Genomic DNA, 23,196 nt, shown 5'->3' on the forward strand with positions numbered 1-23,196 from the left:
CCCCCGATGACCACCTCCCTGATCCTGCACCACTACCCCTCGTCCCCTTTCTCGGAAAAGATCCGGCTGGCGCTGGGCTACAAGCAACTGGCCTGGAAGTCGGTGATCATCCCCAGCATCGCGCCCAAGCCCGATGTGGTGGCGCTCACGGGCGGCTACCGCAAGACGCCGTTCCTGCAGATCGGTGCCGACATCTACTGCGACTCGGCCCTGGTCTGCGACGTGCTCGAGCACGTGCAGCCGGAGCCCGTGCTCTACCCGCCACACCTCAAGGGCGTGGCGCGGGTCTTCGCCCAGTGGGCCGACACCACGCTGTTCTGGGCCGCCATGGCCTACAACCTGCAGCCCAAGGGCGCATCGGCCATGTTCGCCAACCTGCCGCCGGCCGCGGCCCAGGCCTTTGGCGAAGACCGCCGCGAGATGAGCGCCGGCATGCAGCGCCTGCGCCCGGCCGATGCCACGGCAGCCTACCGCTCCTACCTGCGCCGCATCGCGCACATGGCCGAGGAGCATGACTTCCTGTTCGGCGCCGAGCCCTGCCTGGCCGACTTTGCCGCCTACCATCCGCTGTGGTTCACGCGCCAGTGCGTGCCGGTGATGGCCGACATCTTCAACGCCACGCCCGCGCTGCTCGAATGGATGGACCGCGTGGCGGCCCTGGGCCATGGCCGCATGGAAAAGCTGAGCGCCGAGGACGCCATCACCGTGGCGGCGGGGCTGGACCCGCTGCCCCTGGCGGACGACGTGTTCCAGGACGAGCACGGCATCCCGCTGGGCAGCCCGGTGACGATCGCCGCCGAGAGCTTTGGCACCGAACCCACGGAGGGCGAACTGATCGCCGCCACGCGCACGCGCTACACCCTGCGCCGCACCGACCCGCGTGCGGGCACGGTGCACGTGCACTTTCCCCGGATTGGCTACACATTGCGAAAGGCCGAAGCCACCAAATGATCGACGATTTCAAAGGCAAGACAGCCGTTCTCACCGGCGCGGGTTCGGGCTTCGGCCTGGAATGCGCGCGCATCGGCGCGGGCCTCCACATGAACCTGGTGTTGGTGGATGTGCAGCAGGACGCGCTCGACGCGGCCGCCGCCGAGGCGCAGGCCGCCGGTGTCCAGGTGCTGGCGCGCAAGGTGGACGTGTCCGACGCAACGCAGATGGAGCAGCTGGCGGCGGACGTGGAGCAGCGCTTTGGCGCGCCGCACCTGGTGTTCAACAACGCCGGCGTGGGCGCGGGCGGCCTGGTGTGGGAAAACACCGCCAAGGACTGGGAGTGGGTGCTGGGCGTGAACCTCTGGGGCGTGATCCACGGCGTGCGCCTGTTCACCCCCATGATGCTCGCCGCCGCCAAGAAGGACCCCGCCTGGCGCGGCCACATCGTCAACACGGCCAGCATGGCCGGCTTGGTCGATGCCCCCAACATGGGCATCTACAACGTCAGCAAGCACGCGGTGGTGAGCCTGTCCGAAACGCTGTACCAGGACCTGGCCCTCGTCACCGACCAGATCTGCGCCAGCGTGTTGTGCCCGTACTTCGTGCCCACCGGCATCGCCCAGAGCCACCGCAACCGCCCAGGCGAGCTGCAGGCCGGCAAGCCCACGCGCAGCCAGCTCATCGGCCAGGCCATGAGCGACAAGGCCGTGGGCAGCGGCAAGGTGACGGCGGCCGAGGTGGCGCAGAAAGTGTTCGACGCGGCCTCGCAGGGCCAGTTCTACATCTACAGCCACCCCAAGGCGCTGGCTTCCGTACAGACGCGCATGGAGGACGTGCTGCAGGGCCGCAACCCCACCGACCCCTTCGCGGGCAAGCCCGAGATCGGCGCCCAGCTCAAGGCCGCCCTGCGTGCTGACTGAAAAACGCGGGCCTGCAGCAGCCCAGGGCTTCGCGCTGTTTTCGACGGCGGTGGGGCACTGTGGCCTGGCCTGGAATGGCCCCTTGCTGGTCGGTGTGCAGCTGCCCGAGGACGAGGGCGAGGCGCACACGCGTGCGCGCATGCAGCGGCGCTTTCCGGGTGCGCCTGAATCGCCCATGCCACCCGAAGTGGCCGCCTGGGCGGCCCGCGTGGTGGCCTTGCTCGCGGGCGCGCACGACGACCTGCTCGACGTGCCCTTGGCCACCGAGGGCGTGCCGCCCTTCAATGCCCGTGTCTACGAGCTGGCCCGGCGCATACCGCCCGGCAAGACCATGACCTATGGCGAAATGGCCGCCGCCCTGGGCGAGCCCGGCGCCGCGCGCGCCGTGGGGCAGGCGCTGGGCCACAACCCCTTCGCGCCCGTGGTGCCCTGCCACCGCATCCTCGCGGCGGGCGGCAAGACCGGCGGCTTCTCGGCCGGTGGGGGGGCCGCCACCAAGATGCGCATGCTGGAGATCGAGGGCGCGTTCGCCCATGAGACCCTGGCGCTCTTCGCGCCACGGGACTGATGCCGGCCTCAGGGCCTACCCGCGTTTTCTGAGCAGGGCCGAGCCGCTGCTGGCCATGGCGAGTTCTTGCGTGGTGGCCAGCAGAGCGGAGCCCAGGGCCAGCATGCGCTCCTCGGTCAGGCGCACCAGAGGCCCCGCGATGGTGACCACGCCGATCACCGCGCCGTTGTGGCTGCTGCGGACGGGCGCGGCCATGGCGGTCATGGCGGGGGCGAACACTTCCACGATCATGCTGAAGCCGCGCTCGCGCGCGGCCTGCAGGTAGGCCAGCAGCGCCTTCACGGTGGTGGGCGCATTGGGGCCGTAGTCCTCGGGCTTGCCAAATCCACGCCTGGCGACCAGCGCCAGGGCTTCCTCGTCGGTCATCGTGGACAGCCACGCGTGGCCGGCCGAGCTGCACGACAGGTTCACCGACAGGCCCATGTCCGGGTCGTAGCGCAGACCGCGCATCGCGCCCTGCGCCTTGGCCACGAAGGTCAGTTCGTCGCCATCCACCACCGCGAGGCGCACCAGCTCGCCCGATTCGGCGGCCAGCCGGTCCAGCAGAGGCTGCGCAATGTCCACGATGCCGCTGGCGCTCAGGAACCCGAGGCCCAGCGACACCAGCTTGATCGTCAGCATGTAGTTGCCCTGGTTGTGTTCCTGGCGCACATAGCCGCAGCGGACCAGCTCGGCCAGCAGCCGGTGCGTGGCGCTCAGCGGCATGTCCAGTTCGGACGCGAGGTTCGACAGCGCCTTGCCTTCGGGGTGGGGCGCGAGGTGTTCCAGGACTTTGAAGCTGCGCTCGAGGATGCTGCTCATGGGCAATGGCTTTCGAAGATTTGTGCGGACGCACGCTGGGAGCGTCGGCACCGGTTCGGCAGCAATGTACCAAAAATTGTTAAAGGGTTTCTACTATGGAAACACTTTCCACTTTTTTCTACGATGCCTCCCAAGTGCTGCGGCGGCGACTTCGGTCGTGCCTTGGCAAGCCTTGGTCCCTTTTTGATGGAGATCCCCCGTGAAGAAAACTGCCTGCCTGCTGGCCACCGCCGGCCTGTCCTTTTTGCTGGCCCTGCCTGCCGCTGCGCAGCAAGAGCGCGTGATCCGCTTCGGCCATCTGAACAATGCGGACCATCCGGTGAGCTTTGGCGTGAAGCGCTTTGCCGAACTGCTGGCGGCCAAGAGCGGCGGCAAGCTCAAGGTGCAGGAATACCCTGCCTCGCAGCTGGGCAACGAGCTGCAGCAGCAGTCGGCCCTGCAGGGCGGCGTGCAGCAGATGTCGGCACCGGCGACCACCTCGCTGGCCGGCATCGTCAAGGAATTCGGGCTGGTGGACTTTCCGTTCGCCGTGGCCAACTTCGCCCAGGCCGATGCCCTGCTCGACGGCCCGCTGGGCCAGGCGCTGATCGCCAAGTTGCCTGAAAAGGGCCTGGTGGCCCTGGGCTACTGGGACTTGGGTTTCCGCAACGTGACCAACAGCAAGCGCGCCATCACCAAGGCCGACGACTTCGACGGCCTCAAGCTGCGCGTGATCCCCAACCCGGTGTTCCTCGAGACCTTCAAGGCCTTCAAGGCCAACCCCGTGCCCATGCCGTTCGCCGAGCTGTACGGCGCGCTGGAAGCCAAGGCGGTGGACGGCCAGGAGAACCCGTACGCGGTGATCCTGTCGAACAAGATGTTCGAGGTGCAGAAGTACGTGAGCGCCACCAACCACGTGTACGCCGCCAACATCGTGCTGGTGAGCAAGAAGTTCTGGGACCAGCTTTCGCCCGCCGAGCAGAAGATGATGAACGACGCCGCCAACGAGGCGCGCGGCTACCAGCGCCAGGTGAGCCGCGCCGCAGCGCAGCGCTCGGTGGGTGACCTGCAGGCCAAGGGCATGGCCTACAACGAGATCGCGCCGGCCGAGCTGGCGCGCATGCAGCAGATCGCCAAGCCGGTGATCGAGAAGTTCGCGGCCACCTATGACCCGGCCATGGTGAAGCTCTACAACAGCGAACTCGCCCGCATCCGCAAGTAAGAGCGCCTGGCAAAACTCTTCTGGCGTCGTTGCTGCGTCTTGTCGTGCTATTCGCACTGCCTTCGACGCAGCGCCTAGCCAGAACCGCTTCGCTGAGCTTTGTCAGCCGCTCCCAACCCTGAACACCCCATGAAAATCCTCGTCCTCCACGGCCCCAACCTCAACCTGTTCGGGCGCCGCGAACCCCATATCTACGGCACCACCACGCTGGCGCAGATCAACGAGCGCCTGCAGAAGCTCGCTGCCGAGCTCGGCGTGGAACTCGGCATCCTGCAGTCCAACCACGAAGGCGCGCTGATCGACTTCCTGCACGAGCACATCGACGCGGCGCAGGGCGCGCTGGTGAACCCTGCCGGCCTCACGCAGCATGGCGTGCCGCTGCACGACGCGATCAAGGCCATGCCCTTCCCGGTGATCGAGGTGCACATGTCCAACATTGCCGCGCGCGAGGCCTGGCGCGCGCACTCCATCATCTCGCCGGCCGTCAAGGCCACGGTGCAGGGCTTCGGTCCGCATTCCTACCTGGCCGCGCTGCGCTCGCTGGTGGAAAGCCTGCGCGAAGCCTCCCAGCCCGCCTGAGCGCCGTTCCGCCAGGATTCACTGCGCTGCGCGTTGCGCGCAATGCACAAAACTGGCGCAGCCCAAGCCAGGGCCCCCGTGCAAGGGCCGCCCCGCCGCACTGGGGGCGTCCCCCTCCCGACTCGCGCAGCGAGACGAGAGAGGGGAAGGCGCGAAGCGCCTCAGGGGGTGTTTTTAGGACATACAACATGCATAGATGGATGGACCGCGCCTGTCGCGGCCTGGAGGCGGTGATCGCCGCCCTGCTCGCGCTGATGGTGGTGCTGGTGTTCGGCAACGTGGTGCTGCGCTATGGCTTCAATTCAGGCATCACCGTGTCGGAAGAAGTGTCGCGCTGGCTCTTCATCTGGATGACCTTCCTCGGTGCCATCGTCGCGCTGCGCGAGCATGGCCACCTGGGGGTGGACATGGTGGTGCAGCGCCTGCCGGCGGCCGGCAAGAAGGCCTGCCTAGCCCTCGGGCACGGGGTCATGCTCTACATCGTCTGGCTGCTGTTCCAGGGCAGCCTGGCGCAGGCGCGCATCAACTGGGACGTGACGGCGCCGACCACGGGCGCGTCCATGGCCATCGTCTACGGCGCGGGCCTGGTGTTCGCCGTCTGCGCGGCGCTGATCCTGGCCATCGACCTGTACAAGCTGCTCAGCGGCCAGATCGCCGAGGAGGACCTGGTGATGGTGCAGGAGTCCGAAGAGGCGGTGCAGCTGCAGCAGATCCTGGGCTCGGCAGGCACCACCGATGCGCCGCGCGGCAAGGAGGCCGCGCGATGACCATCTTCGTCTTTGTCGGATCGCTGCTGCTGGCCATGGCCATGGGCATCCCGATCGCGTTCTCGCTGCTGGCCAGCGGCGTGGCGCTGATGTGGCACCTGGACCTGTTCGACGCGCAGATCCTGGCGCAGAACCTGATCGGCGGGGCCGACAGCTTTCCGCTGCTGGCCGTGCCCTTCTTCATGCTGGCGGGCGAGATCATGAACGTGGGCGGCCTGTCGCGCCGCATCGTGGACTTCGCCCTGGCGATGGTGGGCCATGTGAAGGGCGGGCTGGGCTATGTGACCATCATGGCCGGCTGCCTGCTGTCGGCCCTGTCGGGCTCGGCCGTGGCCGATGCGGCGGCGCTCACGGCGCTGCTGCTGCCCATGATGGTCAAGGCCGGGCACGACAAGTCGCGTGCCGGCGGGCTGATCGCGGCCACCGGCGTCATCGGCCCGGTGATCCCGCCCAGCATCGGTCTCGTGATCTTCGGGGTGGCGGCCAATGTGTCGATCTCCAAGCTGTTCCTCGCGGCCATCGTGCCGGGCATCCTGATCGGCGCCGCGCTGTGGCTCACCTGGGCCTTCCTGGTGCGGCGCGAGAAGATCGTGCCGCCGCCGCGCAAGTCCGCTGGCGAGATCCTCACGGCCCTGCGCAAGGCCCTCTGGGCGCTGATGCTGCCGGTGATCATCCTCGTGGGCCTGCGCATGGGGGTGTTCACGCCCACCGAGGCGGCTGTCGTGGCGGCGGTGTACGCGCTCTTCGTCTCGGCAGTGATCTACCGCGAGATCACCTGGCGCGACCTCTACGGCATCTTCGTCGCCGCCGCCAAGACCAGCGCCATCGTGATGTTCCTCATCGCCGCGGCCATGGTGAGCGCCTGGCTCATCACCGTGGCCGACCTGCCGTCCAAGGTGGTGGGCCTGCTGCAGCCCTTCATGGACAACAAGATCCTGCTCATGGCGGCCATCATGGTGCTGGTGATGGCCGTGGGTACCGCCATGGACATGACGCCCACCATCCTGATCCTCACGCCCGTGCTGATGCCGGTGGTCAACGCGGCAGGGATCGACCCGGTCTACTTCGGCGTGATGTTCATCATCAACAACTCCATCGGCCTCGTCACCCCGCCCGTGGGCACGGTGCTCAACGTGGTGGCCGGGGTGGGCAGGATGTCGATGGACGATGTGACCAAGGGGGTCGTCCCGTTCATGGTCGCGGAGTTCGCCATCATGTTCCTCATGGTGGTCTTTCCCTGGCTGGTGACCTGGCCCGCGAAGTGGTTCCACGGCTGAAGCGGGGCGTGGAGGATGCAGGGTAGTTCCGTGTTTTCGCGGGGACAGGGCGGGTGTTACATTCAAAACATGCCTGCTGGCGCGGGCCGCGCGCGGCGGCGCATCCCCCCAGCACCCGACAAGGACCCACCGCATGTCACCGGAACGCGAGCGACTGACCCGCATGCTCTTCGATGAGTACATCGAGATGTATGCCGCGCGCGATGCCCGGCTGCTGGCGCGCTTCAGCGAGAATTTCAGCGGCTTCGCGGGCAGCAGCGACCAGTTGGTCAAGACCCGTGCCGGATGGATCGAGGTAACGCAGCAGGATTTCGCGCAGGTCCCAGCGCGCATCGGCATCGAGATGGTGGAGCTTTTCGTGCAGGACCTGGGGGCCGACCTGCTTGCCGCCACCGCCTTCTTCCACATCCACCTGCCTATTCCCGACGCGCTGTTTGCCCGCGAGACTGCGCGCAAGGTGGTGCTGTTCCGGCGCGAGGGCGGCCAGGAGGCGGGAGGCGACTGGAAGATCGCGCACGTGAGCGTCTCCATCCCGTTCGGCAAGGCCCGTGGCAGCGAGGTGTACCCCATCGAGGAGCTGCGCCAGCGCAACCGCGAACTCGAGGCGCTGGTGCAGGAGCGCACCCAGGCCCTGGCGCAGGCCAATCAGCGCCTGGAGCTGCTGAGCAATACCGACGGTCTCACGGGCATCGCCAACCGCCGGCACTTCGACGATGCCCTGGCGCGTGAATGGGCACGCGCGCAGCGGGCCCGCACGCCGCTGGCCCTCATCATGCTGGACGTGGATGTGTTCAAGCACTTCAACGACCACTATGGCCACCTCGCGGGCGATGCCTGCCTGCAGGCGCTGGCCCTCACGCTGGCGCAGACGGGCGCGCGGCGCGAGGGCGAGCTGGCAGCGCGTTTTGGCGGCGAGGAGTTCGTGGTGCTGCTGCCCGGCTCCGACCTGCAGGCCGCGGCCGATGTGGCGCGCCACATCCAGGAGGCGATCCATCAGCTGGCGCTGCCGCACGAAGGGGCGCCGCTGGGCATCGTCACCGTGAGCTTCGGGGTGGCCAGCGTACAGCCGCAGCGCGACGAGTTGCCCGAGATGCTGGTGCGCCTGGCCGACCGCGCCATGTACCGCGCCAAGCAGGGCGGGCGCAACCGGATCGAACTGGCCGACGGGGCGGGCTGACAGGCAGCGCGCGCGGGCCCGGCGCCTTGCGTCGCAACCGGGGGGCGGCCCCGCTGTTGCGGGTTTTTGCAGGGTTAACCCGCAGGCTTGCACCAAACTGGTGACAATGGCCTACTATGCATGCTTCCCGTTTCTTCAAGATGGCCCTGATCCTGGGCCTGCTGTCGGCCATCGGCCCCTTTGCCATCGACATGTACCTGCCGGCGCTGCCCGAGATCGGCGCGAGCCTGGGCGCGGAGGTGGGCGCCGTGCAGTGGAGCCTGACGGCGTTCTTCATTTCGCTGGGCGTTGGCCAGCTGTTCTATGGTCCGGTGTCGGACATGGTGGGCCGCAAGCCGCCGCTGTACGTGGGTCTGCTGCTCTTCACGCTGGCGAGCGTGGGCTGTGCGCTCGCCACCGACATCCAGACCCTGGTGGTCCTGCGTTTCGTGCAGGGGCTGGGCGCCGCTGCCGGCATGGCGATTCCCCGCGCCGTGGTGCGCGACCTGCACACCGGCACCGAGGCCGCGCGCCTCATGTCGCTGCTGATGCTGGTGTTCAGCATTTCCCCGCTGCTGGCGCCGTTGGCGGGCAGTGGCGTCATTGCGCTGACGGGGTGGCGCGGGGTGTTCTGGGCCGTGGCGGTGGCGGCGGTCGCCGGCCTCCTGCTGGTATCCCGGGGGCTGCGCGAAACGCGGCCGGCAGCCGAGCGCCTCGAAAGCAGCCTGGCGGGCGCGCTCTCGGGCTACTGGCTCCTCCTGCGCGACGGGCACTACCTCGGCCTCGTGTTCATCGGGGGCTGCTCGATGGCGGGGTTCTTTGTCTACCTGGCGGGCTCGCCCTTCGTGCTGATCAACCACTACGGCCTCACGCCCGTGCAGTACAGCCTGGCGTTCTCGGTGAATGCCGCCGCATTCTTTGCCGCCGCGCAGTTCACCGCTCGGCTGGGGCGCCGCTTTGGACTGGTGCCCACCGTCAAGGTGGCGGTCACCGGTGCAGGCGCCGTGATGGTGGCGATGCTGGCTTACTACCTGGCTGGCGGCGACCGGCTGGAAGTGCTGCTGGGCCTGTATTTCGTCGCCAGCGGCCTGATGGGGCTGGTGATTCCCACCACCTCGGTGCTCGCCCTGGAGGAGCACGGCGCCATCGCGGGCACCGCCTCGGCGCTGCTGGGCACGCTGCAGATGCTGATCGGCGCTGCCGCCATGGGCGTGGTCGGTGTGTTCGCCAATGGCAAGCCGCTGCCCATGGTGGTGGGCATGGCCAGCGGCGCGCTCCTGGGCCTGGTGCTGACCTGGGTCACGCTGGGCGGCGAGCGCGCGGCACGGCCGCTGGCCAAGGGCAACGCGCCGTAGTCCGATTGCTATTGAATTGATAGCTTTCTGCGCTTGTGCATCCAGCGCAGGCGGCCTTTTTCGTTCAAACCGCGTGATGCGGGCGAGCCCTGTGGATCACTTCGGCCCGGCATGGCGCCGTGGGGTGGCGCGCGGGCCCAGGGCATGGATCAGCGCAGGCACCTGCGCCGACAGTTCGCGCGCCAGGTAGCCCAGCGTGCCCTGGTCCCGCGCCAGCGCGCTGCCCGCGCGTGCATGCAGGAGCACGCCCCAGGCCGTGGCATGCAGCGGCGGCGTGCCGCGCGCGGCCAGGCCGCCGATGAGGCCCGCCAGCGTATCGCCCGAGCCCGACGTGGCCAGCCCCGGGGTACCGCCCGCAAACCGCAACGAACAGCCGTCGGGCTGCGCGATGCAGGTGGTGCTGCCCTTGAGCGCCACGCAGGCGCCCCAGCGTTGCGCGCCCGCCCGGGCGGCGGCCAGCGGGTCGGCCAGCACGGCGTCCTTGGATGCACCGGTCAGGTGGGCCATCTCCCCGGCGTGGGGCGTCATGACGACGGGCTGGTCGAACGCCGCGCCGACTGCGGCCGACATGGCGTAGGCGTCCAGCACCACCGTGCTGCGGCGAAACAGCGGCAGCATCGTGCGCACGAAGGCCACGCTGCGGGCTTCATCCAGCATGCCGGGGCCCAGCACCACGGCGCTCACCTGGTCGGACAGGGGCCCGAGCCGGTCACAGTCGCGCGCGGCAAAACCCCCGGCCCGCGTCTCGGCAAGCCCCATCACGCGCGCCTCGGGGATGGCCAGTGCCAGGCCCTGCGCCACGCGCTCCGGCGCGGCCACGGTGAGTTTGCCGGCCCCCGCACGCAGCGCGGCGATGGCCGCCAGCAGCGCCGCGCCGGGCATTTCATGGCTGCCCGCGACCACCAGCACGTGCCCGCGCGCTTCCTTGTCCGCATCGTCGCCGGGATGGGGCAGGGGCCAGCGCCGAAGCAGTGCCTCGGTCAGGGCTCTGGGCCGGGGCCAGGTAGGGTTGCGGGGCATGGCGTGCCGTCAGGGCTTGGGGGCGGTGGCGGCGTCGGGCTCCCGCGTCACCGGTGTCCGCGCGTCGCGCAGCGGGGCAAGGAAGTTGGCCTGGATCAACTGCATGGCCTCGTCGGTGCGCCCCTCGTGCGCCCCATGGGCGCGGTAGATCGTCACCGCGCAGTTGGGCACGTCGCCCTGGCGGTCGATCTCCAGGATCTGCTGCTCGTCCATCTGCTCGATGAGGTAGCGCATGCAGTTGACGATGACCTGGTGCGCGACCACCAGCACCCGCTGCCCCCCGTATTCGCGCGTGACCATCTCCTGCAGGCTGCGCAGCCGCAGGATCACGTCGCACCAGCTTTCACCGCCGGGCGGCCTGAAGTAGAACTTGCCCACGTGGGTGCGTTGCTCATGCAGCTGGGCGTGCTGCTGCTGGATGCCGAACTTGGTAAGCCGGTCCAGGATGCCGAACTCCTTTTCCCGCAGCCGCTCGTCCAGCCGCAGGGTGACATGCTCCAGACGGCTGTGTTGCGCCACCAGGCGGGCGGTCTGCAGCGCGCGCACGTAGGGCGAGCACAGGATGACCTGCGGCTGCCCATCCACGGGCTGGCGTCCAAACCATTCCCCCAGCGCCACCGATTGCGCGGTTCCCAGGTCCGACAGCGGCACATCGATGTCCCGCCATGAGAGGTCGATGGTCTGAAGCCCCGCCGCCTCGGCCGCGTCGCGCGCCACGTTGCCGGCGCTTTGTCCATGCCGCACCACCCATAGCCGCGCGGGCCAGCGTGTTTCCATGGCCTCGGGCTACCGAGGGGCGCGAAGGCGGGCCCTGCTCACGGCGCCAGCTGCCGGGGCCTTTTCCGCCGCCCGTGCCAGCTTGCCGGCCACCCCGTCGCGCCCCGATGCGGCGCGCGCGATGAGGGCGCTGCCCAGGGCCCGGCCCGCTGCTCGGCGCACCAGGCCACGGCTGCGGCTGGCGCCGCGCAGCACCAGCAGGCCCGCACCCAGCACCAGCCAGTGCTCGCCCGGAAAACCGGTACGTTCGGCGTCCCATTGGCGCACGCCGCGGAGTTTTTGAAGAAGGTTCATGTGACGGGCCCTGACGTTGACAGCATGCCGCCATCGTCGCGCAGGGTAAGGCCGCCCGGTGTCAGCGCACGGTTTTGGCGCGGGTGCTCCGCGTCCTACACCACGGGGCCGGGCGCTGCGGCGGGCGCCGGGCCTCCAAGCTGCGCCGCCACGCATTCGGCCAGCGCCTGCACGGTGCGCGGCGCGCAGCCTTCCGCATGGTTGCTGATGGCCACGAAGGCGTTGTGCCCCCGCCCGGTGACGCCCGCGATCAGGCTCGCCAGCGCGGCACGCGTGCCAGGGTCGGGGTGGTGGAGCCGGTCATAGGGCGCATAGTTCTTTTCCGCGTCTTCATAGCCATAGGGGCCGTGGATGGGGTGGAGATTCCAGCGGCACACCAGCGGACCGGGCCAGAGCGCGCGCAGCATGGGCAGCTGTTCCTGCAGCGGCGGCATCTTTGCGTGCAGGCCCAGGCAGTAGGTGGCCCCGGCCTCGCGCAGCACCGCCGCGAAGCGCGGGGTGAGCCATTGGGGATCGCGCACCTCCACGGCCATCACGCCGTCCGGCGCGGTGGGGTGCAACGCAGGCTGCGCGCACAGCATGGCGCGCAGGCGCTCCAGCAGCTCGTGCATGCGGTCCAGCTGCGCCAGGGGCAGGGGGCTGATCTGGAACACCAGCGCCCCCAGCTTGTGCCCCAGCCCTTGCAGCGCGGGTTCCACGAATTCACTGAGGGCGAGTTCGGGGCTGAGGAAAGCCGGATTGGGCTGGCGCCCCCGCCCGTCCTCGCTGCGCACGAGGGCGTCGGTCACCAGGCTGGGCGCTTTCACCACGAAGCGGAAGTCATCGGGCACCTGCGAGGCATAGCGCTCGTACTGGCTCACCGTGAGCGGCCGGTAGAAGCTGCGGTCGATGCTCACCGTGCGCAGCAGCGGGTGCTGGGCGTAGACGGCCAGCCCCTGCTTGGAGAGCATGGACTCGGAATGCTCGCCTTCCCACACCAGTCCCTTCCATCCGGGGTATGTCCATGACGACGTGCCCAGCCGCAGTTGGCGGGGGAGGGCGGCGGCCAGGGCGCGCAGACCATCGTGCCCGGGGGCCGGATGCACCCCGGTGCGGCGCGGCCTGGCCGCCGCGGGCTCATCTGCATCGGCCGCGAAGCCAGCGGCGGCGGCCTTGTCGGTGGGAGGGGGCGGCACCGGCGGGCCGCCGAAAAGGTCGTCTTGCATGTGAGGGACGCGGATGGTGTGGCGGGCGCGAGCCGGAATGGGGTGCCGCAGAGGAGGTCACAGGCCCGCGAACAGTCCACCTTCGTTCAGCAGTTCGTAGGTGATTTCCGGGTGCTGGTCCATGCTCTTGCGGATCGCGGCGGGAATCGCCTGGCGGGTCTTGCGACACAGGCCGGGCTGCTCCAGCACCAGGATCGCAATGCCCCGCAGGCTGCGCACCTCATGGGGGCTGGGGGTGATGGAAAGGCGCACGCCCAGCTGGTCTTCCATGCGGCCCAGCAGGCGGCGCAGGTCGCTCAGGCTGGTGAGGTTTTCCAGCCGCTCAAGCAGTTTTTTTTCCTCGTTGCGCGTGAGGCGCAGGATGCGGACATCGCCGCCCGGCGCCTCCAGCAGTGCATCCCGGCCGCACACGCAGGTGCCGGGAGGGCATTCGGTGCGGATGGGGAAGGCAAGAGGGGCGGCGTCCATGCGTGTGCTTGGGGTGGCTTGGTGGCCCGGCACATTCTAAGAGCGGCGGTGCGGGCGTTCGCGGCGTGGTACTTCTTCGGGCCGTTGCTGTGCCCGCACCGGGTGGAGCCTCGCCCTTTGCCGGTGTCCGCTTTCGGTGATGGCCGTGCCCTGCCGCGCCTGCGCGCCCGGGGGACGCTACAGCTCCAGCGCTTGCGCACCGTTGCCAGAAACGACCGGCGCGCCTCGAGGGCGCGCCGGTCTGTTCAATGTCGATGCATCAGCCTCTCGTGAGAGAGACCCGGGTCAGCGAAGGTTGCCCCGCTTGCGCTGCAGCCACACATAGGCCATCAGAGCCAGGCCCAGCAGCATCATTCCGTACTCGCTCAGGGTGGGGATGTTGCTGGCCACGACGGCACCTCGGGTCAAAGTGTAGAGCTCGCCCGTAGTGAAATTTCCATTGCCAGCACCCGGACCACCAAGGGTGAAGCTTGCGGGCGCTGGACCCATGATGGAATCGTTGTCCACGACATCCAATCTGATCGTGCCACTGCCGGTGCCTGTATTCACAGTGACGGTGTAGACGGCTCCTGAACCGCTGACGCCAGTCACCGAGGCGCCTGCGATGCCTCCGGTCGATGTCAACACGAAATCCGACGCGTCCACCCCGGTCACAGCCTGGTTGAACGTCACGGTGTAGTTCACAGCTGCCGCCGTGGTGGGGTCGGGATCGGCCCGCACAATGGATTGCACGTTCGGAAGGCAGGCGGCGTCCGTGCAGCCTGCTATCTCAAAGACGGTGCCGCCTTCTGGCAGGCCTTCGATGACAACGCCCAGCTTGTAGGCACCCGTTTGCTGGATACCCAAAAGGAAGCGCAGATCCAGGGTTGCACCCGGGGCCAACGGAGTGCCAAGGGTTACTGTGCCCGACGACAGCGTCGAGTTGAAGCCACCGCCGTTCGGTTGGGAAGGTGGCTGCTCCAGCGTGGTTCCTTGCACCGTGACGTTGCTGGTGCCCGATCCGCAAGGTGCGCGGTCCACTGTGACCACAACGGCAGTGGACGTGCGGGGGCGCAGGTCCGCGATGCCAGAGGGTGCAGGGAAGGTCGTAAGGTCAATGATCTTGAAGCGCAGCCGCGTGAGGTTGCTGCCACTGGTGTTGGTCAGCGTGCGGCGGACGTCCAGCGTACCGAAGGTGGAGTTGTTGGCCGGATCACTGGTGAAGTCCCGGACCACGTTGGGCGGTGAGCTCGGTGCGACGCAAGGGTCCAGAAGAGCTGGGCTTGCAATGGTGCCGAGTATGGGGCTGCTCAAGTTTGCAGGGGACGGTGCGCCCAGCCGCTGGCCGGCGCCGGCCGAGGTGCCATTGGTGTCGACAAAGATGAAATCGACTGCGTTGTTGTTGGTGTCGATCGCCACGCCCGTGTTCAGGCACGCTGTAAAGCTGGTGATGGAGCCTTGCTTTCCGCAAATGTCGCGGGTGAAGGCGTAGTCGATGGAGAACGGCGTGAGGGCCGGGTAGCCTGCGCCTTCCTTGTACAGCGTATTGGCTTCCGACGTGGAGCCCACGGCGTCAAGGCGGTTTGGCAGGGTGAAGTCCACAGCGACGCTGGTGTTGAACAGCGCGATACCTGCATTGTCGGGAATGTCGGTGGTGTACGTGGCGTCGCCGGTGGCCGTGGTGCCATTGCCCGCTGGATAGGCGGCCAGCGAGTAGCCGACACTATTCACGCACAGGTAGTAGCCAAAGCCAGGAATCACCGTGCCGTTGGGAACAACGCAGCGTGCCACGCCATCCGAGGCCGCGACGGCAAAGCCCGTGCCGCCGCCCGCCACTGTCAGCGGCGAGGCGGTTTCGTTGTAGAGCTTGATGAATTCATCGTTGGCACCGTTGGGGCCGCGGACCCGGAACTCTCCGATGATCAGCGCGGAGGCCTGCGGGGCAGCCACGCACAGCAAGATGAATGCAACCGCGCTGAAGCGTCGGTGCAGGAGATCCAGAAATGCCCGTACCAGGTATTGAAATCCCATAGTGCCTCCGAAAACGCCTTCGGCGTGGTTGCTGTTTGTTACCAATTGACAATTGTTGCCTAATTTTTCGCTGGCGAACAGGATTTAACGGAACTTTCTCAAATCTTCCCTGTAGGACGGCACCGCCTCCCGGTCACACGGTATGCCAGCCACATAGCGACAGGAGCAAATGCAGCCTTCATCCCCTTCGGGAGCAGGGGCGCGGGTCGAGTGTGCTCACAGAATTCTCGGTGCATTGTTTTCACGTTTCCGTGCGCTGTGGGGTGGGGGACGTGGGCCCTCCGGTAACGCGCGGGGCGCCTGGTGGCCCGGAGAAGTTTGCTGGCGCCTGTCAGCCAAAGTCCCTGTGGCAAACTCGCGCGCTTCGCGTTTTGTTTGATTGAGTCTCAGAGAGTTCGCCCACCCATGCAGCAGATCGTCCGGCAGTTGGCCGCAGAAATCAAAGTCAGTGAATCCCAGGTGCGCGCAGCGGTGGAGCTGCTCGATGGCGGCGCCACGGTGCCGTTCATCGCGCGCTACCGAAAGGAAGTGACCGGCGGGCTGGACGACATCCAGCTGCGCGAACTCGAAGCGCGCCTGTCGTACCTGCGCGAACTGGAAGACCGCCGCGCCGCCGTGCTCAAGAGCATCGACGAGCAGGGCAAGCTGACCGATGCCCTGCGCCTGGCCATTGCACAGGCGCCCACCAAGCAGGAGCTGGAAGACCTCTACCTGCCCTTCAAGCAAAAGCGCCGCACCAAGGGCCAGATGGCCCGCGAGTTCGGCATCGAGCCGCTGGCGGACAAGCTGTTTGCCGACCCCACGCTGGACCCGGCGACCGAGGCCGCGGCCTTCACGCGGCCGCCCGAAGTGCTGGACGACGGCAAGACGGGCGCCGATTTCTCGACCGTGCCGGCCGTGCTGGACGGTGTGCGCGACATCCTGTCCGAACGCTGGGCCGAAGACGCCGTGCTGGTGCAGAACCTGCGCGAATGGCTCTGGGCCGAGGGCCTGCTGCGCAGCAAGAAGGTGGAGGGCAAGAACGAGAACGACCCCGAGGTCTCCAAGTTTCGCGACTATTTCGAATACGACGAACCCATTGGCCGCGTGCCGTCGCACCGCGCGCTGGCCGTGTTCCGTGGCCGGGGGCTGGAGATCCTGGAAGCCAAGCTGGTGCTGCCCGTGGAGCCCGAGCCCGGCAAGCCCAGCCTGGCCGAAGGCAAGATCGCCCTGCACCTGGGCTGGAGCCATGCAGGCCGCCCGGCCGACGACCTGATCCGCAAGAGCGTGGCCTGGACATGGCGCGTGAAACTGAGCCTCTCGACCGAGCGCGATCTGTTCGCCCGCCTGCGGGACGACGCCGAGAAGGTCGCCATCAAGGTGTTTGCCGACAACCTGCGCGACCTGCTGCTGGCGGCGCCTGCAGGCCCGCGCGTGGTGATGGGGCTGGACCCCGGCATCCGCACCGGCGTGAAGGTGGCCGTGGTCGATGCCACGGGCAAGCTGGTCGAGACCGCCACCGTGTTCCCGCACGAGCCGCGCCGCGACTGGGAAGGTTCTTTGCACACCCTGGCCAAGCTGGCCGAGAAGCACGGCGTGAACCTGATCGCCATCGGCAACGGCACGGCCAGCCGCGAGACCGACAAGCTGGCGGCCGACCTCATCAAGCTGGCGGCCAAGGTGGACCGTGTGATTGAAAAGGTGGTGGTGAGCGAAGCCGGTGCATCCGTCTATTCCGCCAGCGAATACGCGTCGCAGGAAATGCCCGACGTGGACGTGAGCCTGCGCGGTGCCGCCTCCATCGCCCGCCGCCTGCAGGACCCGCTGGCCGAACTGGTGAAGATCGATCCCAAGAGCATCGGCGTGGGCCAGTACCAGCACGACGTGAACCAGAGCGAGCTGGCCCGTACCCTGGGCACCGTGGTCGAGGACTGCGTGAACTCCGTGGGCGTGGACCTGAACACGGCCAGCGTGCCCTTGCTCAGCCGCGTTTCGGGCCTGTCGGCCAGCGTGGCCAAGGCGGTGGTGCGCTGGCGCGAGGCCAACGGCGCGTTCAAGAGCCGCAAGCAGCTCATGGACGTGGCCGGCCTGGGCGCCAAGACCTTTGAGCAGAGCGCGGGCTTCCTGCGCATTCGTGGTGGTGACAACCCGCTGGACATGACGGGGGTGCACCCCGAGACCTACCCGGTGGTCGAGCAGATCATGGAAAAGACCGGCAAGCCCGTGGCCGAGATCATGGGCCGCGCCGACATGCTCAAGACCCTGAAGCCCGAGCTGTTCGCCAACGAGAAATTTGGTGTGATCACCGTCAAGGACATCCTGTCCGAACTGGAAAAGCCCGGCCGCGACCCGCGCCCGGACTTCAAGGTGGCGCGCTTCAACGACGGCGTGGAGGACATCAAGGACCTCAAGGAAGGCATGGTCCTGGAGGGCACGGTGAGCAACGTGGCCCAGTTCGGCGCCTTCATCGACCTGGGGGTGCACCAGGACGGCCTGGTGCACGTGAGCCAGCTGGCGCACAAGTTCGTGAACGACGCGCGCGAGGTGGTCAAGACCGGCGACATCGTGAAGGTCAAGGTCATGGAGGTGGATGTGGAGCGCAAGCGCATCGGCCTGTCGATGAAGCTCGATGCCGCGCCGCCGCGCCAGGGCGGGGAGCGGGGCGCGCCCCGCGACAACCGGTTCGAGGGCGCTGGCCGGGGCTACGCGCAGCCGCAGCGCCGTGCCCCCGAGCCCGCGCAGCAGTCGGCCATGGCGTCGGCATTCGCCAAGTTGCAACAGGCGAAGGGCCGTTGACGGATTGGGGGGTGATGGGGGCCATAATCGCCAGCAATCGAAACTCTGGCGCCTGACCTCATGGAGTTGAACGCATTGCTGGCACAACCAGTGGCTCTGCCCAGCCTTCCGCGTGCGGTGGCGCTGCTGATGAGCGAACTGGCCCATGAAGAGCCCAGCCTGCGGCGCCTGAACCAGCTCTTTGGCACGGACCCGGCGCTGGCCGGGCGGCTGCTGGAGCTGGCCAATTCCCCCACCTTCCAGTTGCCGCGCCAGATCGCGGGCATCCCGGAGGCCCTGGCGCTGCTGGGCACGGCCCAGGTGCGCTCGCTGGTCAATTCGGCACCGCTGGGCACCACCTCCCGCTCGGTGCCCGGAGTGAACATGCAGCAGTTCTGGCGCTACAGCCTCAACACGGCCAAGCTGGCGCGGTCGCTGGCGGGTATCGCGCAGCAGGACCAGATCGCCGCATACACCGCGGGCTTGCTGCACGCGCTGGGCGAGCTGGTCATTCACCTGGCCGACCCGGAAAAGGCGCAGTCGGTCAACACGCTGGTGGCGCCATTCGATCTGCGGCGCGGCAAGATCGAGCAGCGCATCTTCGGCTACTGCTATGGCCATGTGACGGCCGGGCTGGCGCGCCGCTGGCAGCTTCCCGAGGTGGTGGTCGATGCGCTGCAGCACCAGAGCGTGCCGTTCGACAACAACGCCTACGAGCCCCTTGCGGGAGTGATCCACCTGGCCTCCTGGCGCGCGCGGGCCCGCGAGGCGGAGCTGGGCGAGAAGGAGATGGCCGTATCGTTCCCCGGCGAGGTCGGCCTGACCCTGGGGCTGGACATCGACATGGTGCTGCAGCAGGACCCCATCGACTGGACGGCCCGGCCCGAGGCCGCCGACTACGTGGTCTGACAGCGGGTTTGCGAACCGGGGTGCTTGCGCCCGGCCCGGGCACCTTGCGCGACACGCCGGGACGCGGTGCTTTGCGACAATGCCGTCCATGAAAGCCCTGCGCATCCATGCCGGCCCCCGCGCCCGGCAGCACCTTGAAAACCACGGCCTGCGGCCGGGCGACGTGGGCGTGATCCCCGCGGCGGCCGGTGGCCCCAAGGGGCTCATCCTGGGCCCCCTGGACCGCTTCATCTTCGGCGAATGGCTGGCCCAGTCGCGCCAGCCGGTGGACCTGGTGGGCGCGTCGATCGGCGCCTGGCGTATGGCCACGGCCTGCCTGCAGCAGCCGGTGGCGGCCTTCGAGCGGCTGGAGCACGACTACATCCACCAGGACTACGACCTGCCGCCCGGCAAGAAGCGCCCGTCGGCGGCCCACGTGAGCGAGCGGTTTGGCCAGAACCTGCGGGCGTTCTATGGCGGGCGTATCGACGAGGTGCTGAACCACCCGCGCTACCGCCTGCACATCGTCACCTCGCGTGGGCGGCACCTGCTGGGCCGCGAGCACCGCGTGGCCACGCCGCTGGGCTATCTGGGCGCCTTTCTGACGAACACGGTGCACCGCAAGGCGATGGGGGCGTGGCTGGAACGGGTGGTGTTCTCCTCGTCCGATGCGTCCAGTACCTCCGCCGAGGGGGCGGGGGCTGCGTGTGCTGCATTGCCCTTTGGCACGTCGGACTACCGCACGCGGCAGGTGCTGCTCAGCAACGGCAACTTCATGCAGGCGCTGCAGGCCAGCTGCTCGATCCCGTTTGTGCTGCAGGCGGTGCACAACATTCCGGGTGCACCTCGTGGGGCGTATTGGGACGGGGGCATCACCGATTACCACCTGCACCTGGCCTACGGCCGGCAGAAACAGGATGCTATTGAATTGATAGCTTGTGGCGCTTATCCATCCAGCGCTGGCGGCCAAAAAGACTTGAATTTCGCCTCCGTGGGCTCGCCTGGCCTGGTGCTGTACCCGCATTTCCAGCACCGCGTGGTGCCCGGCTGGCTGGACAAGGGACTCAAGTGGCGCCACCGCTCCACGCCTGCGCTGGACAACATGGTGGTGCTGTCGCCCAGCCCCGACTGGGTGCGCAGCTTGCCCAACGCCAAGCTGCCCGACCGCAACGACTTCACGCACTACGGCGCCGACAGCGCCGCGCGCGCCAAGGCCTGGCTGGCGGCCACGCGGGCCAGCCAGCAGCTGGTGGATGAGTGGCAGGCGTGGCTGGCGCGGCCGGACATGAACGCCGTGCACCCGCTGTAGGGGCCGCTCAGGTCGCTGCAGGCCGCCGTGCCGCATCCTGCACGGCCCGGGCAGCGTGGCGGGCCGTGTGTTGCCGTGCCCAGGTCAGTACCTCGTGCGCGGGCATGGGCCGGGCGATGCCAAAGCCCTGGGCACGCTCGCAGCCCAGCTCCAGCAGCCGTGCGGCCTGCTCGGCGGTCTCCACCCCTTCCGCGACCACGTGCCGCTGAAAGGCCGTGGCGAGCGCGACGATGGCTCCCACGAGTGTGAGGTCGTCGCCGTCTTCCAGGATGCCGCGCACGAACGACTGGTCGATCTTGATGGTCTCGGCCGGCAGGCGCTTGAGGTAGGACAGCGAGGAGAAACCGGTGCCGAAGTCGTCCAGGGCGAAGCGCACGCCCAGCAGCTGGCAGTTCTGCATCATCTGGCGCATGTACTGCATGTCCTGCAGGGCCGCGGATTCCAGGATTTCCAGTTCCAGGCGGGTGGGCGAGACCTCCGGGCAGGTGTGCAGGATGTCCTTGAGCCGCTCAACGAAGTTGGGCCGGTGGAAGTGCGGCGCGGAGATGTTCACGCTCACCTCCCACTGCATGCCGGCATCGGTCCATTGCCGCATCTGCGCCAGGGCCTGGCGCAGCACCCATTCGCCCAGTTCCACCTCCAGCTCTGCGTCCTCGATCAGCGGCAGCACATGCTGCGGGCCCAGCAGGCCGTGGTCGGGATGCTGCCAGCGCAGCAGGGCCTCCAGCCCCAGGATCTCGCCGGTGCGCAGGTGCACCTTGGGCTGGTAGTGCAGCACCAGCTCGCCCCCGTGCAGGGCCTGGGCAACGCGCGTCTGGCGGGTGTGCTGCGTCTGCACGGCATGGTCCAGCTGCACGTCGAACACGTGCATCTGGTTGCGGCCGAAGCCCTTGGCCTGGCACATGGCCTGGTCGGCGTGGCGCAGTAGGGTGTCGGGGTTGGCGTCGTCCTGCGGGAACACGGCCACGCCCACGCTCACGGTGGTGTGCAGCACGCGGTCGTCGATGGCGTAGGGGGCGGCCAGCTGCTGCATGAGCACGCCCACGCGGGCCTCGATGGCGGGCACGTCCGGCAGCTCGCCCAGCAGCAGCACGAACTCGTCGCCCCCCATGCGCGCCACCGCGTCCTGGGGCGTGATGAACGCGCCCAGGCGCCGCGCGGTTTCCTTGAGCAGCCGGTCGCCCACACGGTTGCCGTGGATGTCGTTCACGGCCTGGAAATGGTCCAGGTCGAGCATGCACACGGCCAGCAGCAGGCCTTTCTGCCGGGCGACGAAGATCGCGTGCGTGAGGCGCTCGGCCAGCGCCGTCCGGTTGTACAGGCCTGTGAGCGCATCGTGGCGGGCATGCCACGAGATCTGGTGGCGCAGGTTGCGCGTCTCGGTCACGTCGCGGAACACCAGCACGCAGCCCACGGCCGTGCCGTCGCCCTTGCGGATCGCCGACGCGGTGTACTCGATGGCGTAGCGCTCGCCGGAGCGGTGGATCAGCACCTCGTGCGCGACCTGGTGGAGGGCGCCCGGCACGGTCTCGCGCTCCGCGGCCGAGCTGGCATTGCGGCTCGCGAGCTCCTGGTACAGCCGGAACACGTCGTCCAGCTGACGGCCCAGGGCCTGGTCCGCCGTGAAGCCGGTCATGAGCTGCGCGGCTTCGTTGATGGTCTCGATGCAGCCGGCCAGGTCGGTGGTGATCACGCCGTCGCCGATGGAGGCGAGCGTGACCTCGGCACGCTCTTTCTCGGCGCGCAGGGCCTCCTGCGCGCGCTTGCGTTCGGTCACGTCGACTAGCGTGCCGATGGTGCCGGCCAGTGTGCCCCGCGTGGTGGTGAACGGGGCTTCGTAGTAGGCCATGTCCCGGGGCGGCTGGTGGTTGGCGGGGTGGATGCGGATCTCGTTGTCCTGCGCCTGCGCGATCTGCGCGGAGCGCGCGGGCGCCAGCTCTTCGGGGTACGCCGGGGGGGATGCGGGGGCCGTGCCCGCGCTGGCGGGCGTGTGAAAGAGCCGTTGCCAGGCCCGGTTGACTTCCAGGTAGGCGCCATTGGCGTCCCGCACGAAGACGGGCAGGGGCAGCGCGTCGATCAGCTGGCGCGTGAAATGCAGCTGCTCGCTTTGCAGGTGCTGGGTTTCGCGCAGCGACAGCACGAGCGACTGGACCTTGCCGGCCATGTCGTTGAAGGTGGCCGCCATGGCGCGTGATTCGAGCGTGCCGGTCACTTCCATGCGCGTGTCCAGATGGCCGTGGCGGAACGCGTCCGTGGCTTCGGCCAGCCGCCGCAGCATGCGCGCATTGGCCCGCAGCAGCAGCGTGAGCAGGAACAGGATCGTGAAGATATTGAGCGCCGAGATGCGCAGCTGCACCACGACGGTGCTCCAGATCTGGCCCACGAGGGGCGCGGATTGCAGCGTCACCGTCAGCCGCCCGGTCTGGCCGCCGGGCACGGCCTGCCCGAACTGCTGCGTGGGCGGCGCGATGCGCACCCATTCGGCGAACCATCCCGGGGCCGATGCGCGCAGGGGCGGCGCCTGGACATCGATGACGGGCCCGCCGCCCACCTGCCATTTCACCGACTGGACGCCCGGCCCGAAGCGGGCGACCCCTTCATGCAAAAGCGTGGCCTGGGCTTCGTGCTCCGAGGGGGGCAGGGCTGCCACCCCGGGCAGCAGCGCATCGCCCGCCCGGCGCAGCTCGGTGGCGGCATGGCGGCGGACTTCGTCGGTTTCCGCGGCCACCAGGTAGTGGTAGCGCACGGCGCTGACCAGCAGGATGATCAGGACAATCGGAACGTACAACCGGGGATAGGTGCCCCGCAGGAGCCAGGTACTGAGATTTCCGGTGCGCATCGGTCGTGGCCCTCCCTCCAAAACCCCAGGGTAATGAATTGTTAATTAATTGTTGACCGACCGGAGTCTAGCGTG

20 protein-coding genes are annotated in these 23,196 nt (G+C 68.3%); 12 read left to right on the plus strand and 8 right to left on the minus strand.

Annotated features, from left to right (window positions below; translation table 11 throughout):
- The first annotated feature begins 6 nt into the window (after positions 1–6).
- The 3 genes from AC1RVY_RS01295 to AC1RVY_RS01305 are packed head-to-tail and all read left to right on the plus strand — an operon-like array spanning position 7 to position 2,421.
- A complete protein-coding gene (locus AC1RVY_RS01295) occupies positions 7–951 on the plus strand; it encodes a glutathione S-transferase family protein (protein ID WP_492245368.1) in 945 nt (314 codons plus the stop codon).
- Positions 948–1,853 carry an SDR family oxidoreductase gene (locus AC1RVY_RS01300; RefSeq protein WP_492245367.1) on the plus strand — a complete coding sequence of 302 codons (906 nt, stop codon included), beginning with the start codon at positions 948–950 and terminating at the stop codon, positions 1,851–1,853. The genes AC1RVY_RS01295 and AC1RVY_RS01300 overlap by 4 nt, the downstream gene beginning before the upstream one ends.
- On the plus strand, positions 1,843–2,421 hold the full coding sequence (locus AC1RVY_RS01305) for a methylated-DNA--[protein]-cysteine S-methyltransferase (protein ID WP_218294779.1): 579 nt from the start codon (positions 1,843–1,845) through the stop codon (positions 2,419–2,421). The genes AC1RVY_RS01300 and AC1RVY_RS01305 overlap by 11 nt, the downstream gene beginning before the upstream one ends.
- Before the next feature lie 15 nt (positions 2,422–2,436).
- Here the strand turns inward: AC1RVY_RS01305 and AC1RVY_RS01310 are convergent, their stop codons facing one another.
- Positions 2,437–3,222: an IclR family transcriptional regulator gene (locus AC1RVY_RS01310; RefSeq protein ID WP_492804964.1), complete on the minus strand. Its 786-nt coding sequence runs from the start codon at positions 3,220–3,222 to the stop codon at positions 2,437–2,439.
- Between the two features lie 199 nt (positions 3,223–3,421).
- Between AC1RVY_RS01310 and AC1RVY_RS01315 the strand changes: the two genes are divergently transcribed.
- The 6 genes from AC1RVY_RS01315 (at position 3,422) to AC1RVY_RS01340 (ending at position 9,557) form a co-directional block, all read left to right on the plus strand.
- A complete protein-coding gene (locus AC1RVY_RS01315; RefSeq protein WP_492804966.1) occupies positions 3,422–4,423 on the plus strand; it encodes a TRAP transporter substrate-binding protein in 1,002 nt (333 codons plus the stop codon).
- 129 nt (positions 4,424–4,552) lie between these two features.
- Positions 4,553–5,002, plus strand: a complete 450-nt coding sequence (locus AC1RVY_RS01320) for a type II 3-dehydroquinate dehydratase (RefSeq protein WP_218294782.1) — start codon at positions 4,553–4,555, stop codon at positions 5,000–5,002.
- Between the two features lie 188 nt (positions 5,003–5,190).
- A complete protein-coding gene (locus tag AC1RVY_RS01325) occupies positions 5,191–5,769 on the plus strand; it encodes a TRAP transporter small permease (RefSeq protein WP_492804968.1) in 579 nt (192 codons plus the stop codon).
- Positions 5,766–7,046 (plus strand): TRAP transporter large permease, encoded by a 1,281-nt coding sequence (locus AC1RVY_RS01330; RefSeq protein ID WP_492253337.1) that lies wholly within the window; start codon positions 5,766–5,768, stop codon positions 7,044–7,046. Before AC1RVY_RS01325 ends, AC1RVY_RS01330 begins: the two co-directional genes overlap by 4 nt.
- Positions 7,047–7,179: 133 nt before the next feature.
- Entirely contained in the window at positions 7,180–8,223 is a 1,044-nt protein-coding gene (locus AC1RVY_RS01335; RefSeq protein WP_492245363.1) for a diguanylate cyclase, read from the plus strand.
- Between the two features lie 116 nt (positions 8,224–8,339).
- Complete coding sequence (locus AC1RVY_RS01340; protein ID WP_218294786.1) at positions 8,340–9,557, plus strand: multidrug effflux MFS transporter; 1,218 nt, start codon at positions 8,340–8,342, stop codon at positions 9,555–9,557.
- 96 nt (positions 9,558–9,653) lie between these two features.
- Here AC1RVY_RS01340 and AC1RVY_RS01345 read toward each other — a convergent pair whose 3' ends face one another.
- From AC1RVY_RS01345 to AC1RVY_RS01370, 6 genes are all read right to left on the minus strand, one after another.
- Positions 9,654–10,577 (minus strand): NAD(P)H-hydrate dehydratase, encoded by a 924-nt coding sequence (locus AC1RVY_RS01345; protein WP_492804971.1) that lies wholly within the window; start codon positions 10,575–10,577, stop codon positions 9,654–9,656.
- A gap of 9 nt (positions 10,578–10,586) precedes the next feature.
- Entirely contained in the window at positions 10,587–11,354 is a 768-nt protein-coding gene (locus AC1RVY_RS01350) for a histidine phosphatase family protein (RefSeq protein ID WP_492804973.1), read from the minus strand.
- 9 nt (positions 11,355–11,363) lie between these two features.
- The gene (locus AC1RVY_RS01355; RefSeq protein ID WP_492804975.1) at positions 11,364–11,648 is read right to left on the minus strand and encodes a hypothetical protein; all 285 of its coding nucleotides are present in this window, start codon (positions 11,646–11,648) and stop codon (positions 11,364–11,366) included.
- 95 nt (positions 11,649–11,743) lie between these two features.
- Entirely contained in the window at positions 11,744–12,853 is a 1,110-nt protein-coding gene (locus tag AC1RVY_RS01360; RefSeq protein WP_492804977.1) for a DUF72 domain-containing protein, read from the minus strand.
- A 57-nt stretch (positions 12,854–12,910) separates the two neighbouring features.
- The gene (locus AC1RVY_RS01365; protein WP_218294790.1) at positions 12,911–13,321 is read right to left on the minus strand and encodes a hypothetical protein; all 411 of its coding nucleotides are present in this window, start codon (positions 13,319–13,321) and stop codon (positions 12,911–12,913) included.
- Positions 13,322–13,606: 285 nt separating this feature from the next.
- Positions 13,607–15,331: an IPTL-CTERM sorting domain-containing protein gene (locus AC1RVY_RS01370; protein ID WP_492804978.1), complete on the minus strand. Its 1,725-nt coding sequence runs from the start codon at positions 15,329–15,331 to the stop codon at positions 13,607–13,609.
- A gap of 405 nt (positions 15,332–15,736) precedes the next feature.
- On the opposite strand from AC1RVY_RS01370, the gene AC1RVY_RS01375 reads away from it, so the two are divergent.
- The 3 genes from AC1RVY_RS01375 to AC1RVY_RS01385 all read left to right on the plus strand — a co-directional run bounded on the left by AC1RVY_RS01375 (position 15,737) and on the right by AC1RVY_RS01385 (position 20,282).
- Positions 15,737–18,106, plus strand: a complete 2,370-nt coding sequence (locus AC1RVY_RS01375; RefSeq protein ID WP_492804979.1) for a Tex family protein — start codon at positions 15,737–15,739, stop codon at positions 18,104–18,106.
- Between the two features lie 60 nt (positions 18,107–18,166).
- On the plus strand, positions 18,167–18,994 hold the full coding sequence (locus AC1RVY_RS01380) for an HDOD domain-containing protein (protein ID WP_218294793.1): 828 nt from the start codon (positions 18,167–18,169) through the stop codon (positions 18,992–18,994).
- Between the two features lie 88 nt (positions 18,995–19,082).
- Entirely contained in the window at positions 19,083–20,282 is a 1,200-nt protein-coding gene (locus AC1RVY_RS01385) for a patatin-like phospholipase family protein (RefSeq protein ID WP_492804981.1), read from the plus strand.
- Positions 20,283–20,289: 7 nt separating this feature from the next.
- Here the strand turns inward: AC1RVY_RS01385 and AC1RVY_RS01390 are convergent, their stop codons facing one another.
- Positions 20,290–23,121, minus strand: a complete 2,832-nt coding sequence (locus AC1RVY_RS01390) for an EAL domain-containing protein (protein WP_492804983.1) — start codon at positions 23,119–23,121, stop codon at positions 20,290–20,292.
- Between the last annotated feature and the right edge of the window lie 75 nt (positions 23,122–23,196).

The organism is Acidovorax sp. GW821-FHT11A03 (assembly GCF_058809075.1).

Excerpts from the sequence above, each read along its gene's own strand:
- AC1RVY_RS01295 (WP_492245368.1), top strand. The coding sequence starts at position 7 with ATGACCACCTCCCTGATCCTGCACCACTACCCCTCGTCCCCTTTCTCG.
- AC1RVY_RS01300 (WP_492245367.1), top strand. The coding sequence starts at position 948 with ATGATCGACGATTTCAAAGGCAAGACAGCCGTTCTCACCGGCGCGGGT.
- AC1RVY_RS01310 (WP_492804964.1), bottom strand. The coding sequence starts at position 3,222 with ATGAGCAGCATCCTCGAGCGCAGCTTCAAAGTCCTGGAACACCTCGCG.
- AC1RVY_RS01320 (WP_218294782.1), top strand. The coding sequence starts at position 4,553 with ATGAAAATCCTCGTCCTCCACGGCCCCAACCTCAACCTGTTCGGGCGC.
- AC1RVY_RS01325 (WP_492804968.1), top strand. The coding sequence starts at position 5,191 with ATGCATAGATGGATGGACCGCGCCTGTCGCGGCCTGGAGGCGGTGATC.
- AC1RVY_RS01330 (WP_492253337.1), top strand. The coding sequence starts at position 5,766 with ATGACCATCTTCGTCTTTGTCGGATCGCTGCTGCTGGCCATGGCCATG.
- AC1RVY_RS01335 (WP_492245363.1), top strand. The coding sequence starts at position 7,180 with ATGTCACCGGAACGCGAGCGACTGACCCGCATGCTCTTCGATGAGTAC.
- AC1RVY_RS01340 (WP_218294786.1), top strand. The coding sequence starts at position 8,340 with ATGCATGCTTCCCGTTTCTTCAAGATGGCCCTGATCCTGGGCCTGCTG.
- AC1RVY_RS01345 (WP_492804971.1), bottom strand. The coding sequence starts at position 10,577 with ATGCCCCGCAACCCTACCTGGCCCCGGCCCAGAGCCCTGACCGAGGCA.
- AC1RVY_RS01350 (WP_492804973.1), bottom strand. The coding sequence starts at position 11,354 with ATGGAAACACGCTGGCCCGCGCGGCTATGGGTGGTGCGGCATGGACAA.
- AC1RVY_RS01355 (WP_492804975.1), bottom strand. The coding sequence starts at position 11,648 with ATGAACCTTCTTCAAAAACTCCGCGGCGTGCGCCAATGGGACGCCGAA.
- AC1RVY_RS01360 (WP_492804977.1), bottom strand. The coding sequence starts at position 12,853 with ATGCAAGACGACCTTTTCGGCGGCCCGCCGGTGCCGCCCCCTCCCACC.
- AC1RVY_RS01365 (WP_218294790.1), bottom strand. The coding sequence starts at position 13,321 with ATGGACGCCGCCCCTCTTGCCTTCCCCATCCGCACCGAATGCCCTCCC.
- AC1RVY_RS01370 (WP_492804978.1), bottom strand. The coding sequence starts at position 15,331 with ATGGGATTTCAATACCTGGTACGGGCATTTCTGGATCTCCTGCACCGA.
- AC1RVY_RS01375 (WP_492804979.1), top strand. The coding sequence starts at position 15,737 with ATGCAGCAGATCGTCCGGCAGTTGGCCGCAGAAATCAAAGTCAGTGAA.
- AC1RVY_RS01380 (WP_218294793.1), top strand. The coding sequence starts at position 18,167 with ATGGAGTTGAACGCATTGCTGGCACAACCAGTGGCTCTGCCCAGCCTT.
- AC1RVY_RS01385 (WP_492804981.1), top strand. The coding sequence starts at position 19,083 with ATGAAAGCCCTGCGCATCCATGCCGGCCCCCGCGCCCGGCAGCACCTT.
- AC1RVY_RS01390 (WP_492804983.1), bottom strand. The coding sequence starts at position 23,121 with ATGCGCACCGGAAATCTCAGTACCTGGCTCCTGCGGGGCACCTATCCC.